Source organism: Nocardioides sp. S5 (assembly GCF_017310035.1).
Lineage (GTDB): Bacteria > Actinomycetota > Actinomycetes > Propionibacteriales > Nocardioidaceae > Nocardioides.
The window spans coordinates 1,323,611-1,337,201 of sequence record NZ_CP022296.1 but is presented as its reverse complement, the minus strand read 5'-3'; the positions used below and the strand labels follow the sequence as shown (position 1 = coordinate 1,337,201).

The following is a 13,591-nucleotide window of genomic DNA, read 5'->3' as shown; positions in this document are numbered from 1 at the left end:
TCAGTGCTCCCCTTCCGTGTCGCCGGGGTGGGCGGGTTCGGTGGTGTGGTCGGTGGACCAGGTGCGCCAGCCGGCCTCGTGTGCCAGCTGGGTGCCTGGCCAGGTCGCGGGTGCGGGCGCGGGCGGGGTGCCGGGGGCGACCATCCAGCGGCCGCCGACCCACTGCATGCGCTCGCAGTGTGCGAAGGCGATCTGGCCTTCGGACCTGTAGGTGGCGCTGACCTTCATCAGCACACACACCGTCGCCCAGTCGGGGCCGTCGGTTCCCTTGACCAGCGCGGCGGCCGGCTCCAGGGACACCGAGGCGCTGGGGTCCTTGACCTCGCCCATGCCGGTGCTGGAGAGGAACGCGCGGACGCTGGCGGTGATCCACCAGTCCTCGGCGCGGACCCCACCGGGCAGGGCCCAGGTGTTGTACACCTCCTCGGCGGTGCTCAGGCTCATCGACTGCAGCACCGCGAGGTCGATCTGGGCGAGCTGGCCGATCGCGCCCGCCGGGGTGTGCGGGAACCCGGTCATCACGAACGCGGGTCCGTTGACTCCGGTCCCGGTCGGGATCTTGATTCCGGGCGCCTCGGCGCTGGTGGTCTCGGCAGGGAAGGCCGCACTCTCGGGCACGGTCAGCATCAGCTCGGCCGCGATCTCATCGCGATGCGCGGCACCGCGGGCCACCGTCGAGCGCTCGGTCTCGCCGGTGGCCACGCCGGTGTTCGCACTGGCCTCGTCACCGATGCCGGCGACCGCCAGGTAGACCGCGTACGCGAGGCCGCCGAGCAGGAGCGCAGCCACGGCGACGGCGGCGGCCAGGATGCCGAGCAGCCGGCGCCGGCTCCACTCGCTGGTGCCTTCTGCCTTCTTCGTGGCTGCGCGCCGCATCAGATGCAGCCCTTGCCGAGGATCCCGTTGAGCATGCCGGGCAGCACCAGGTAGGCGATCGCGCAGGCGAACACGACCACCACCGAGATCACGCCGACCTTGGAGGCGTGCGGCAGGGAGAACACCCTGCCGGCGATGATCACGCCGATGGCGATGATGATGCCGAGACCGAACAGGACGACGACGCCCCACAGCACGTAGCTGGTGATCTCGTCGGTGGGGCCGACAGCACCCGGGGGCGCCTTCGGGCAGACAGCCATCACGGTGGTTGCGGTTGCGGTCATGACGTCCATGGGTGGACTTCCTTTCTGGGTTGCTGACCCCGGGCGGGTCAGGCGCTTTCGCTGGCGTCGGTGGGCAGGTGTGCGGGCTCGAGCAGCTGACGTGCTGCCGAGATCAGGGGGGCCGGGACAGGTCGGGAGTCCAGGCCGTTGACCGCGAGCTCCCGGTCCTCGGGGATCTCCACGCACCGGTCCGCGTCCAGGGCGCGGCGAACGGCGGGGCCGCCGGCGTGCTCGAGGCCGCGCGGCCACTTCTTGCGGCGGGGCCCGCGGACCGCGAGGGCGATCTGCTCGGGCTGCCAATAGCCGGCCAGCAGGTCCATGGCAACTCCGGCGCGACGCATCCCGGGGACGGTGGCGGTGGTGACCAGGACGATCTGGTCGGCGGCGCGGACGGCTTCGGCCAGCCAGCAGTCGGTGGCCAGCAGCTGGCCGGCCTCCCAGCCGATGTCGAGGATGGTCAGTTGGGTCTCGTTCTGTGCCTCGGTGGGCAGCGGGACCTCGTCGACGCCGGCGAGGACCTCGCTGGCGCGCTCGAGCAGGACGTCGTCACGCTTTCCCTGACGCCAGTCGGTCGGGTGCAGGCCGAGCTCGGCGGTACTCGCCGCGGCGAGTCCGGAGGCGGTCACCGAGCAGCACTCGATGACTCGGACCGGCACGCCGGCGGCGAGGCCGGTGGCCAGGGCGACGGTGCTCGCGCCGACCGAACCTGCTGACCCGACCACGGCGATGGTGTGCTCACCGCCGGTCGGTGACCAGTTGTCCTCGGCGGCGGTGCCGCGGCCGCGGGGGCCGGCGCGGAACTCGCCGGCGTTCAGTGCGTGCCAGGCTCGCTTGAGCTCGTCGACACCGACCGGGCGGCTCGGGGTCTGGGTGATCACTGGGCCTCCCCGAGGGTGCCGCGGCGGAACTCGAGTGCGGCGCGGACCTCGGCCGGGGTCAGGGTCGCCAGCTGCGCCTTCGCGGCCTGGACTTCGTGCAGCTGGTCGACGCAGCCGGTCAGCTGCTCGATCGCCTCGATCTCGCGGCCGGCGATCGCGAACAGCTCGGCGATCTGCTCCGGCGTACGGGTCTCGCCGTCTTGGGTGTTCGTCATGGGCTTCACCACCTCCAGTCGCCTATGTGTCGCGGGGTGGCGCGGGCGATCACTTCCGGGCTTATTCGTCATGGCCGAACTTCCTCGGGGCGGCCGCGGCGAGGGCGCGCATGCTGCGAGAGCCGTGGCGACGGACGGTTGCCTCAGAGACCCCGATGCGGGGCGCGACCCGGCTGGACACCTCGTTGCTGAGCAGGCCGCCGTACCCGCGCGCCAGCCTTCGGGTCTTGACCCGGTCGGCCTCCTCGACCAGGCACAGCAGCAGGTACCGGTCCGCGGGGCTGATGACCTTGTGGTCGCAGGCCCACCCGAGCAGCTCCAGGAGCTCCTCGGTGGCCGACGGCTCCTCCTGCTCGGGTCCGGCGTCGGCGAGGATCTCGGGGCGGTGGAACAGCGCGCCGGCGACCCGCTCGGTCGGCATCTCGGCCGAGTAGCCGGCACCGCCGTCGGCGCTCGTCAGGTCGCCGGCCGAGAAGGACTCGAAGAGGGTGGTGTTGGCCCAGGTGCGGTCGGCGCGGGAGACGTAGAAGAAGTCGCCGACCTCGCGGAGGACACCGACGCGGGTGTTGATCAAGATGTTGGCCGCGACCTTGCGGGTCCGGCGCCACTTGAACGTGCGGACCTCGATCCACAGCTGCGAGGCCACGAGCTCGTCGACCCGCTCGACCGCTGACCAGGTGCCGGCCATGACCGGCTGGCTGTCGCGGAAGACCTCGCGTGGTGGGAGGGTGCTCAGCCAGCCCGCGAGCCGGCAGGCGCCGGGCAGCAGGCACTTGGCCAGAGCGGCCGCAGCGGCGATGTCGTCGCCGCCGTCGGGGGCCGCCAGCATGGCCAGCGCCAGGAGGACCTGGTCGGAGGTTTCGTGGTCCACCGTCGGTAGCCAGGAGCGGAGGTCGTCGAAGTTGTCGACCACGCCGAGGCGCGGATCGGCGGCCACCCAGGCCGGCCACTTCTGACGGGCCTGGTCGAGCAGTTCGCTGTTGTCGTCGAGGCCGAGCTGGTCGCCCACACTCATCGCACACGCTCCTTTCGTCCGTGGCTGTGCACGGCAGAAAGGTCGCGAGCGGGCGTCCCCGCATCCGTCCCCCCAAACCCCTGATTTCGAGGGGGGACGCCTGCTCGACGGGGATACGGTCGTTGCGTTTGCGCAGGTCAGAGAGGGGGGACGCCCCCGTCCCCCCGAAAAATGAAAAAGTTCCCGGCCGACCCTTGCGCGGCCTTCTTGTCGAGATGCAGCGAAGTTGGAAATTGCCTACGTGTTGTTGAACAACTCGCGTTACGTCAACCAGGTCAGTGTTTGGTGATCCCGGAAGGGGATCCGCCTGCGGCACAGATGCGGGACGGCGATACCGGCCGCACCTTGACACGTCACTCGCGGTATGACGCAGGCCTCGTGGCAGGTGCAACGCATGGGAAGCGACAGAGTCGCCGGAAGTCCGAGGAGGAGAAGTCCGAGGAGGATTGGTCGTATGCGCCTTGCAGATTTCGCTGACCTCGCGCAACAGTGCCGCGAGAACGGTTACGGGTTCGCCGAGTTCCGACGACAGGACATGGTCATCGACCTGCGCTGGCCGGCTGACGTTCTTGAGCAGTGGATCTACGACCACGCAGGTAATGGCTCCTTCCTGCGGGACTACGAGAACGTCGAGCTTTCACGGGTCGGCTGGCAGGTCGAAGCGTTGTCGGTCGACACGTTCATGGCGATGCCAACGGGGCCATCGGACGCGGACGCCATCGAGTACTTCGCTGCCGACCCCGATCACTGGATGGCCGTGCGCAACCAAGGTGAGCATCTGGGAGTGGGGCTTGCTTGGGATGTCCACGGCACCTGGAAGCGCTGGCCGATCATTCTCGACCGTGCCCTCCTGACGCCGGCTGAGCACGGCCTTCAGCTTGTCGAAGGACGCAACCGGGTCGGCATCCTGCGCGGCCGCCAACGGCAAGGAAAGCTGGTCGCAGACCAGCACCTAGCCTGGGTCGGCCGCCAACGAACATGACGCAGACCAGCGCCAGTCTTCGGCGTGCCCGCCCAAACCGTCGGGAGTCAACGGCAGGATGAAAGCCCCACGAAACCGGAGGCACACGCCGTTGGACTCGCCAACCCAGCTCGCCACGCAGATCCGCTTCCACCTCGAGGCCCTCGGGGAAACCAACGCACATCACCCGTTCGAGCAGCTCTGTCTCGGATTGACCCGCCGGCGCATTGTCAGCAACGTCATCCCCGCGACGGGCCCGGTTTCCGCCGGGGGCGACGGAGGACGTGACGCTGAGAGTTTCTGGAGCGTCTTGGCGAAGGAACTGCCGGATACGTCGCTCTTCACTGCCCTCGCGACTCAGGACGCGGTCGTTCTTGCGGTGACCGCTCAACGCGCCGACGTGGCGTCTAAGATTCGGTCAGACCTGTCGAAGATCTGCGGCAAGGGTGAGCCAGTCGATCGAGTCATCTATTTCACCGTGGCCCCCCTTGAAACGGCAAAGAGGCACGACCTTCAGGAGCATGCACGCGACCGACACTCCGTGGCGCTGGAGATCTGGGACGCGCAAGCTATCGCGACCGAGATCGCCAGCGCTGACCTGTTCTACCTCGCCGTCGACTACCTCCACCTCCCCTCCTCCCTCGCGCCCGAACGTGATGAGACTCAGGACGAACTTCCCGACTGGTACGTCGAAGAACGTGAACGGTGGCGCTCGCAATCGGTCTGCTCAGGCTCGATGGGTGAGGTCGTCGACCTGAGAGAAGGGCTTCGGTTCTCCAGCCTGAACCTCGAAGCGCGTGCGGACTTGCCTGACTGGCTGGCTTTTGCGCGAGCGCTGAGAAATTCTGCGCACGACGACCTCGGCGTTCTGAACCGCATCGAGTACGAAATCGTCATCGCTACCGGGTTCGGGCTCAACACGCTGAAGCCCGTCGACGGGATCCTCCGAGACTACTTCGGGCGGCTCGCTTCCGACCCGCCCGACACCGGCGTACTCGTCGACGCCATCACCCTGCTCCGCCTCGTTCAGGCAACCCAGCCTCGTCGCGAAACCACTATCACAGCGGAAGAAGCGGCACGATGGGCCGACGATCTGGAGCAGGTGCTCGAAGAGAAGCTACTAGCAGCGCCCGGGGCGAACGCCAAGGTGAGTCTCCTCGCAGCTGCCGTCCTCCTCGCCCACGGCCCCCAAGGCTTCACGACGGAGGACCTTGCGGGCCTCCACCCTGCCGCAGGTCCGGCGATGTCCGACGTCTACCAAGAACTAAGCGCTGCCAAGAAGGAAGGTCGCCCTCTTCCTGGTGCGCCGAACGACGCTGACCTGCGCGACCTCGACTTGGGCATGGCACACCTGGTCGACCTCGTCAGCGCCCTGCCAGCAGCGCCGATGGCACCGCTAGACCAGCTCACAACGATGTTTGACCTCACTGCACCCGCGCTGATCGACCATCCCGACTACCGCAACGTGCGGCAAGCCCTGGACGACGCGACAGTCGAGCGGTCCGGAAAGGCAGCGGCCGGCGACCGGGCACAGGACCGGGCAGTCGCTCTGCTCCAGGCAGGGCGCCCCCTGGACGCGCTTCGCGAGATCCACGCCGCCAAGATGAACTGGCTCAACGGCGACGCTGCTGAAGGTGCCGCGATCATGATGCTGCTCGCATCCGACGTCTACTACAACCTCGGACTCCCGCTGGCCGCGAAACAGTACGCAATGAGCGCAGCATCAGTCGCGAAGACGAGCGGTGACCCCGACCTCGCTGTCCTCGTAGCCCGAGGCCTCATCCTGACTGCGACCTACGAGCACAAGGCCGGCCAGTGGCTGACCGCGACCAGAACGTTCAGAGTCGGGATCTGGGCACAGGCAGAACTGGCTGGTGACCCGTGGAGCTTCGAGCGCTATCCGTACTTCATGAACATGCTGATCGACCAATGCTTCATCTTGCGGACCGCGTCTTCGCTTCGTCCCGGGCTGCTGCCGGCTGTCGAGCCCGTAGTCCAGTCCACTCAGCTCGACAAGCTCGTCGCTCCAATGCTGGCTTCGGTCGCTCAGGTCGACCCGCTGGGAGAGAACGAGGTTGCCGACTCCGCGGACCGGGGCGGCCTCGGACGACCCTTCTCCGACGCCGGGCCCGTGCGCGAGTACAGCTGGGCAGCGCTCGGCAACGTCTGGGTTGTCAGCACGCCAAACGACCGACCCCACGTCCTGGCGGCCGAGAGGTTCGTGGCCGCCGCACAGATCACCCTGGCCGACCTTGCCGGTGAAGACCTCCTTCTTGTGCCGGGGCATGTCCGCATCGAGGTCGAGGTCTCAGACCAGCCCGTCGAGCCCGGTTCAGTGTTCGTTGCCGAGTCGGAGCGTGGCCCTGGCGCAGTCGGGCATCGGGTGGTCCTTACCCGTTCAGGAGGCTTGGCGGTCGAGGCGGACCAGCTGGAGGTCGCCACCGCAGCGTTGCAGGCGATCGTCACCCAGTCGCTCCTCGGGCAGCCAGCCTTCGTCGCCTTGATGGAGCGAACCTTCGAGCGGGGACTTCCGCACATGCTGACCTGCGTGCGTCCATACGACGAACTCGTCGACATTCACAAGGACTCGTTCTACGACGAGATTCGCGAAGTCGAGGGAGGTCGCATCGCACCCGACCGGCCGCGGTCGCCGCCGCCTTCCGCTGGGCTGCACTGGGAGCTTCCGGAACACGCCCAGGCCTACGACCCGGCCGACTCGCTCGATGCAATCGGTGGACGATACGAGGTGCTGCTACCGCCTGTCCGGATGACGCTCCCGCGCCTTGCTGCGGACCCGGCGTTCATGGACCTCGTTGCGTCGCTACGCGCCGAGGGCTGGAAGGACTGGCACCTGCTCACCGCTGTTGCGAACGTCGTCGTCAATGCCCGCGCGGTGCATCGGGGCTTGAACATGTCCACGTCGATCACCGAGGCCGACGTCAAGCGATTCCACTCGCTCATGCGGAAGGAGGAGCAGGCGGACGACCCGGAGACGCCGCTAGAGCTGTTCACCGAGGATGCGATGTGGTTCCACCTCGGGAACGCCGCGACAGCGACCGCCCGTCGATGGGGACTCGAAGTACGCCTCAACCTCCTGGACCCGCGAGCGTTCCTCAGCGTACTGGGTGACCGCTTCAACTACTGGGCCGACGACGTCGACCACCAGCCGATCTTCACGAAGTAGGTCCAAACAGCGTGCGTCATTCTGGGCTATGCAGCGGGTCTCGGGACGACTCGTAAGGCGTCCCGCAAGCCCAAACCCCGCGACGGGAGAAACTGCACGCTCAACACGGCTGACTCGGTGGATGAACCACGTCTGGCGCGTCGAACCGCCAAACTGAGTCCCGTGGCCGAGTACTTCGACGGATGGTTCCGCCCAACTGCGGTGAACCCTCTACCGCCCGTCGCGTCCAAGCGCACGCTCACCGCCGCCATCTGCGATGCGCTGATCAAGCGGTACACCCGGGCCGCTTTGGAGTCGGTCCTCCCCGAGGAGCTCCGATTGGAATGGCGCCGCCGTGACGCTAGGCCCGACCAGGCCGAGAACAAGCGCGACCTGATCACGGGCTACATCGAGGACTGGTCGGTGGCGCAACTGGCATCGCTCGCGCGACGGCTGAGCACGTACGCCGACATCTACCAACTTCACCAGGAGCAGCTGGCTTCACTGGTGCACGCATACGAGCAAGGGGACGGCGTACAGGGCAGGACAAAGAACCTGATCTTCGCCAGCACCGGCCCGAAGCCCGACCTCGTTCTCAGGGATGCCGTCAGCAACGACATCGAGGTCGTGGCGAACGGCGACACCTGTCTCATCTACGACCAGCCGTTGCCCGACGGCGGGTTGAAGTTCAGCGATCTCGTGGCTTGGTGGGCGGCCCACCCGTCCTGTCCGTCCGACCTTGACGATCCGGGCATCGCCCGCCATTTGTACCAGCGGCTGGTCGCGTCACTCGCGAGCCCGCCGGAACTTCTGCTGTTCCGGACCTACTACGCGCGGTTCAAGGACAACCCGGACGTCATCGCGCTTGTGCCGCAGGTCTATCTCCACTACGACCCGCTCGACCAGAGAACCCGCCGGGCATCGGTGAGCGGGGCGCCCCTCGCGCGCCAACGGATGGACTTCCTCATGTTGTTCAGCGACCGCAAACGCGTCGTCATTGAAGTCGACGGCAAGCAGCACTACGCCGTCGGTGAGACCGCGACCCCGCGTCTCTACTCCGAGATGGTCGCTGAGGACCGACGGCTCAAGCTCGCCGGATACCAGGTCTTCCGATTCGGCGGGTACGAACTTGGGCAGCCGGGCGCGGAGGCGATGCTCACCGAGTTCTTCGATGAAGTCCACTCTCGGATGAGTTGACCTTCGCGGACTCCCCACCGAGCCCGATACGGGCAAGAGCCGCAGGTCTTGCCCGGCAGCGTCGACCTCACTCGGCTTTGACCCGCTCCCTGGGTCCCGCAGTTCCCGACGCATCGAGCTCGCACCTCCTAGGCTCGCGCACATGGAACTGGAAGGGCGCAACGCACTGGTCATAGGGGCAGGCAGCGGCATTGGACGCGGGATTGCCAGGTCGCTTGTGGTGAGCGGAATGCACGTTATGGCCGCCGACGTAGACCTGGACGCCGCCACGGAGACCTGCGTGAATTTGCCGGCGGGTGGCACAGCGACAGCTGCCTTCGTTGACGCTACTGATTGCGCGTCATTGGAGGCCCTCGCAGCCCGTGCCTATGCCGGTGAATCTCTCCACCTCTTGGTGCTGACTGTAGGGGTGCTCGACATGGTTCCCATCGACGAAATCGGCGACGAACAGTGGCGCTGGGCGTGGGACCTGAATGTGATGTCGCATGTACGAGCAGTCCAAGTATTCCTGCCACTGCTGCGTCAGGGAGCGCCCAGCGCGATCGTGCTCACCGGGTCGGGCTCTGGGTTACAGCTCCCGGCCCCTGATCCGCTTTCAGCGCTGTATGCCACTACAAAGCACGCATTGACCGGGTACTTCAGCGTCCTGCGCGAGGCGCTCGCTCCAGAGGGAATCAAGGTCATGCTGCTCGTTCCCTCGGGAGTGGACGGGAACCTCGCGGTCACCTCCGCGCGAAGCCGAGCCCATCACCTCGGAGCTGCGGAGAACGCGGTGCGTGGCCAACAGCCTGCCGGTCGTGTGCTGGTGCCGGCCTCGACGATCGGAGACCTCGTTGCGCACGAGTTGCGGGAAGACCGGACCTACGTCAGCAACCGTGGAGCAGCCTTCCACCAGGCCATGATGGACTGGCTCGACGAGTGGAAGCAGGACACCACCAAATCGTAGAGGCTCGGTTGTGTGAGCCAAGTTCGGCCGCCTCCAGCTCGGTGCCTGCGGCGTCGCCATCAGCGCCGCCAGCACGATGACCGTGCGGTCCCTCCACCAGCATGTGGTCTCCGACCCCATCTTCGACCGCAGCAACGACCTCGGCGGCGCGGACGCGGACGTCATCATCGATGGCACTCTGCTCGAGCTGAAGACCGTGAGGACTCCCGTGCTGAACAAGATCACGGTGTGGCAGATTCTGGGCTATTTGCTGGCCGACACCACCGACCGGCACCAGATCCGCGAGGTCGGATGGTACTTCTCACGTCACGGATACCTGTGGCGGCTCCCGGTCGAGGAGCTGCTCGCCCGGCTTCACGGCGGCAACCTCGACCTGACCTCCGCCAGGGAGCAGTTCGCTGACATCTTCCATGGCAGTCTCTTGCCCCATGATCGATGACTTCGCCAAGGACTATCTGCGCGACGAGTTGCAGTGGGCACGCGAGGCGCTCGTCTGGAAACTTGAGGGGCTCCCTGAGTACGACGTACGTCGGCCCCTGACTGCGACCGGGACCAACCTCCTCGGCTTGGTCAAACACATGGCGACCTGGGAAGCCAGATACCTCGGCGAGGTCTTCGACCGACCGTTCCCGGAACCGCTGCCGCGATGGCAGGACTCCGACGGCAGCGACCTGTGGGTGACCGAGCGCGAGAGCCGCGAGCAGATCATCGGCTTCTGTGGGCGCGCATGGGAGCACGCGGACGCGACGATCAGATCACTTCCCCTCGATGCCCCCGGCGATGTGCCGTGGTGGCCGCGTCCTGACGTGAAGCTCTTCAGCGTCATGGTCCACGTGCTCAACGACACGACCCGGCACGCCGGACACGCCGACATTCTGCGCGAACAACTCGACGGCCAGACCGGTGTGGCAGCCGGCCAGGGTGAGCAGATCGACACCGCAGTCCGCGAGGCTCTCTGGATGAAGATCGAGCGGGCAGCCCGGGCTGCTCACGCAACTCAGGCCTGAGCCACGCCAAACCGGCTACGAGCCGCGGTGACACCTGGGTATCGATGCGCCCGGGGCGTCCCCAACTGTGACGGCTCAGTGCTCCACAGCCAGCTTTGCCAAGGTTCTCCGCGGCGGGTCCCGCCAACCTTCCTTGCGTCTCGGGATCACCTGCGGGCGCCGCGGGTATCACCCGCCGAACAGAGCCAGCTGGTGTCTCTGATCCTCGGTCAGGGCTAGCGCGGCATTCGTTGCGGCCGGGTAGATCTCCGCCGCCAGCCATTGCGCCTCGCGGACACCGGATGCGACTCCGACCTTGGCGCCACGAGTGTGCTGCTCGGTCAGTAGTCGCTTGGAGTCGAACAGGTAGACCGCATCGATCCTCCACGCTCTAACGGTCCGCACGTCCTTCGCGGTCGCCTTCGGGCCGGTCAGGACCAGGTAATAGTCGAGCTCTGGCGCCTCGGTCATGTCCAGGATGCCCTCACGCTTGAGGTACCACTTGATGTTCACGCTCTTCCCCGTCAGCGGTCCCGAACGGAACCGTCCGTCGATGGCCTTGGCGACCGCGCTCGGCTCGAGCTCGATGTCGAAGATGCGCGACGCGATCCACTCCCCAGCGTGCCCAGCGGTCATCGGTCGGTTGATCAGTCGGCCGATGCGTTCGTCGACGAGGTTGCGCTCGCGCAGCAGTACCGCGAGCTCGGCCAGATCGGTCTCCTCCATGACGCCTAGCGTGCCACCGCCCGCCGCCGCTGTGCTGCCTCAGGAGACGCTGCCCCGAGCGCCGCGACAGACGGCTCTCGGAACACGGAACATTGCACGCTGATCACCCGAAGGCGCATCCGCACCATGTTCAGCGCGGACAGCAGCGCAATCTTCGCTGCATCTCGCCACTTTTGTCGAGCAACCCGACGCCATCTCCGAGGCGCACCATGGAGCGCGAAGTTGCACAGCGCCGCCGTGATCGTTGGGCAATTTGTACTGCGCGCCGCGAATCTTCGCGCCAGATGCAGCGAATCTCGAGCAAACGAAAGAATGCTCAAGATCTACTGGTCGAGTCGACTTTGAGTTCGGCGAGCGGAGGTGCGGCTGCTCCAGGACGAACAGCCCGTTGTGCTCGTCGCTGGGGCCAGCTCGCTCTGTGCCGCAGGCTGAATGACTACGTCTTCCATGACAGAAGTTCGGCTGCCAGTGCGACTCGAAGCTACTGAAGCCGGCGGTGGGAGCAAGTACGGTCGAGGCACAGCAGGCAGGGGAAATCAATGAGCGCCGAGACCGCACCCGATGCAGGCCCCACCGACTGGGAGCCGGACCCGGCCGGGATCTACTTCTCGGACCGGTTCGAGGTCGACCCCCAGACGCTCGAGAAGTACGGCGCCTTCGACATCTCCGTCGTCACCGACATGCCCTTGTTCATCGACCCGTTCCTGCTGTTCAACAGCGAGAACGAGGAGTACCGGGCGCTCCACGACCAGATCATCGAGTATCTGCGGTTCCTGAAGTCCAAGGCCACCGAGGACCTTGACCCTAAGCTCATCGACAACTGGTATCGGTTCAAGGAGGTCGAGCAGAACTGGCTCGGGTTCACCGCCGACGGCAACCGCGGCCACGGGCTCGGCCCCGCGTTTGCCCGGTCACTGCACAGCGCGCTCGGCAGCCTGCTGGAGAACTTCGGCGAGGAGACAGTCACCGAATCCAGTCACCTCGAGAAGCTAGCGCTCATCCGTGACCGGGTCGGCAAGGACAGCATCAGCGACTTCACGACGAACCTCATCAAGCACTTCCTGCTCAGGTACACCGAGGAGTTCGCCCTCGAGCACCTCCGGCCCGAGCAGCGCCAGAAGTTCAACGTCGGCCGCGCCGTCTTCAACTACAACACCGAGACGTGGGCCGCACGCCCCTACAGCCTCCCCGAGCTCGACGGCCAATACGTCCTCTTGACCCCCATCGACCTGCTGACCAAGGACGACACCTGGATCAACAAGGACGACATGCTCCACAGCTTCGACCGACTGCCCACGGCCATCGATGACAACCAGCAGCGCGCCCTGGTCAACAACTACTTCAAGAAGCAGTTGAGCCGGAACCCGTCGGCGAAGGAGGTCGCTGCGGCAAAGGCCCGCACGATCAGGCACTTCCCGGAGCTGATCGACTACTACATCAAACTCAAGGAAGACACCCGCGAGCAGGCCAAGGCGGCCAGCCTTTCCAAGACCGAGGACACCCAGCGAGTGCTGGTGACCCAGGTCAAGGCCGCAGCCAAGGACCTGGCGGAAAAGACCGACCTGTTCCGGAAGCCGTGGACCTCGTACGACGAGGCCCGGCAGGCCGTCGCGACGTTCAAGCGGTACGTCGAGGACATGGACGGCTACAAGGTCATCAACCGCGGCGACGGCAAGCCGTTCGCGAGCGAGGCCGAGGTCCAGGCGTTCTTCGGGCTGCTGCTCCAGCCAAGCCGGTTCGACGTGAACCGGGAGCCGAACAACGGCCGCGGGCCGGTCGACTTCAAGCTCAGCGCCGGCGCACACGACAAGTCCCTGATCGAGTTCAAACTCGCCAAGAGCAGCAGCCTGACCCGCAATCTCAAGAACCAGGTCGCGATCTACGAGAAGGCGAATCAGACCAAGAACTCGGTGAAGGTAGTCATCTGCTACACCGCCGCCGACGTCGCCAAGACGTCTCGGGTACTCCGCCAACTCGGTATCGACCATGGCCCCGCGGCGGAGTCAGTGGTCGTCGTCGACGCTCGAGCGGACAACAAGCCCTCTGCCTCCACCGTGTGAGCCACACCTCCGGCCGGCGAACCGGACCGCCCGGTCCACGGCCGACCCGTGGGGCATTAGCCCTCGCGCGCGCCCTGATTGGGGCCTGCACCCTGCCGGGTGTGCCTCGGTGGACTCGGTAAATTCTCCCGCGAGCCCACGTCGGGCCAGCCTGACGCGCGCTCGGGGAAGCCAAGTTCCTCGGCTATCTCATCGAGGCCGTCCAACGAGTCCGCACTCGTGTCCTTGGCGTTCTGGTCGTTGGTGCTCATGACTCATCCTCCTGCATGTCGGCTGGCGAAGAA

At 66.4% G+C, this 13,591-nt stretch carries 14 protein-coding genes; 7 read left to right on the top strand and 7 right to left on the bottom strand.

Annotated elements, in window-relative coordinates:
* The 5 genes from CFI00_RS06630 to CFI00_RS06610 form a co-directional block, all read right to left on the bottom strand.
* Positions 1-876 carry a hypothetical protein gene (locus tag CFI00_RS06630; RefSeq protein ID WP_207084455.1) on the bottom strand — a complete coding sequence of 292 codons (876 nt, stop codon included), beginning with the start codon at positions 874-876 and terminating at the stop codon, positions 1-3.
* The gene (locus tag CFI00_RS06625; RefSeq protein ID WP_207084454.1) at positions 876-1,169 is read right to left on the bottom strand and encodes a hypothetical protein; all 294 of its coding nucleotides are present in this window, start codon (positions 1,167-1,169) and stop codon (positions 876-878) included. Before CFI00_RS06625 ends, CFI00_RS06630 begins: the two co-directional genes overlap by 1 nt.
* 38 nt (positions 1,170-1,207) lie before the next feature.
* A complete protein-coding gene (locus CFI00_RS06620) occupies positions 1,208-2,038 on the bottom strand; it encodes a hypothetical protein (protein ID WP_207084453.1) in 831 nt (276 codons plus the stop codon).
* On the bottom strand, positions 2,035-2,253 hold the full coding sequence (locus tag CFI00_RS06615; RefSeq protein ID WP_207084452.1) for a hypothetical protein: 219 nt from the start codon (positions 2,251-2,253) through the stop codon (positions 2,035-2,037). The genes CFI00_RS06620 and CFI00_RS06615 overlap by 4 nt, the downstream gene beginning before the upstream one ends.
* A gap of 61 nt (positions 2,254-2,314) precedes the next feature.
* A complete protein-coding gene (locus CFI00_RS06610) occupies positions 2,315-3,268 on the bottom strand; it encodes a hypothetical protein (RefSeq protein ID WP_207084451.1) in 954 nt (317 codons plus the stop codon).
* A gap of 454 nt (positions 3,269-3,722) precedes the next feature.
* On the opposite strand from CFI00_RS06610, the gene CFI00_RS06605 reads away from it, so the two are divergent.
* The 6 genes from CFI00_RS06605 (at position 3,723) to CFI00_RS06580 (ending at position 10,542) form a co-directional block, all read left to right on the top strand.
* A complete protein-coding gene (locus CFI00_RS06605; RefSeq protein ID WP_207084450.1) occupies positions 3,723-4,250 on the top strand; it encodes a hypothetical protein in 528 nt (175 codons plus the stop codon).
* Positions 4,251-4,341: 91 nt separating this feature from the next.
* Entirely contained in the window at positions 4,342-7,413 is a 3,072-nt protein-coding gene (locus tag CFI00_RS06600; protein ID WP_207084449.1) for a hypothetical protein, read from the top strand.
* A gap of 162 nt (positions 7,414-7,575) precedes the next feature.
* Positions 7,576-8,589 (top strand): hypothetical protein, encoded by a 1,014-nt coding sequence (locus CFI00_RS06595; protein WP_207084448.1) that lies wholly within the window; start codon positions 7,576-7,578, stop codon positions 8,587-8,589.
* Between the two features lie 142 nt (positions 8,590-8,731).
* A complete protein-coding gene (locus tag CFI00_RS06590) occupies positions 8,732-9,535 on the top strand; it encodes an SDR family oxidoreductase (protein WP_207084447.1) in 804 nt (267 codons plus the stop codon).
* An 82-nt stretch (positions 9,536-9,617) separates the two neighbouring features.
* A complete protein-coding gene (locus CFI00_RS06585) occupies positions 9,618-9,974 on the top strand; it encodes a hypothetical protein (protein WP_207084446.1) in 357 nt (118 codons plus the stop codon).
* Positions 9,964-10,542, top strand: a complete 579-nt coding sequence (locus tag CFI00_RS06580) for a DinB family protein (RefSeq protein ID WP_207084445.1) — start codon at positions 9,964-9,966, stop codon at positions 10,540-10,542. The genes CFI00_RS06585 and CFI00_RS06580 overlap by 11 nt, the downstream gene beginning before the upstream one ends.
* 168 nt (positions 10,543-10,710) lie before the next feature.
* Here the strand turns inward: CFI00_RS06580 and CFI00_RS06575 are convergent, their stop codons facing one another.
* A complete protein-coding gene (locus CFI00_RS06575) occupies positions 10,711-11,247 on the bottom strand; it encodes a hypothetical protein (RefSeq protein WP_207084444.1) in 537 nt (178 codons plus the stop codon).
* A gap of 686 nt (positions 11,248-11,933) precedes the next feature.
* Between CFI00_RS06575 and CFI00_RS06570 the strand changes: the two genes are divergently transcribed.
* Positions 11,934-13,307, top strand: a complete 1,374-nt coding sequence (locus CFI00_RS06570; protein ID WP_207084443.1) for a hypothetical protein — start codon at positions 11,934-11,936, stop codon at positions 13,305-13,307.
* A 56-nt stretch (positions 13,308-13,363) separates the two neighbouring features.
* On the opposite strand, the gene CFI00_RS06565 is transcribed toward CFI00_RS06570, so the two are convergent.
* Positions 13,364-13,558 carry a hypothetical protein gene (locus CFI00_RS06565; RefSeq protein WP_207084442.1) on the bottom strand — a complete coding sequence of 65 codons (195 nt, stop codon included), beginning with the start codon at positions 13,556-13,558 and terminating at the stop codon, positions 13,364-13,366.
* Between the last annotated feature and the right edge of the window lie 33 nt (positions 13,559-13,591).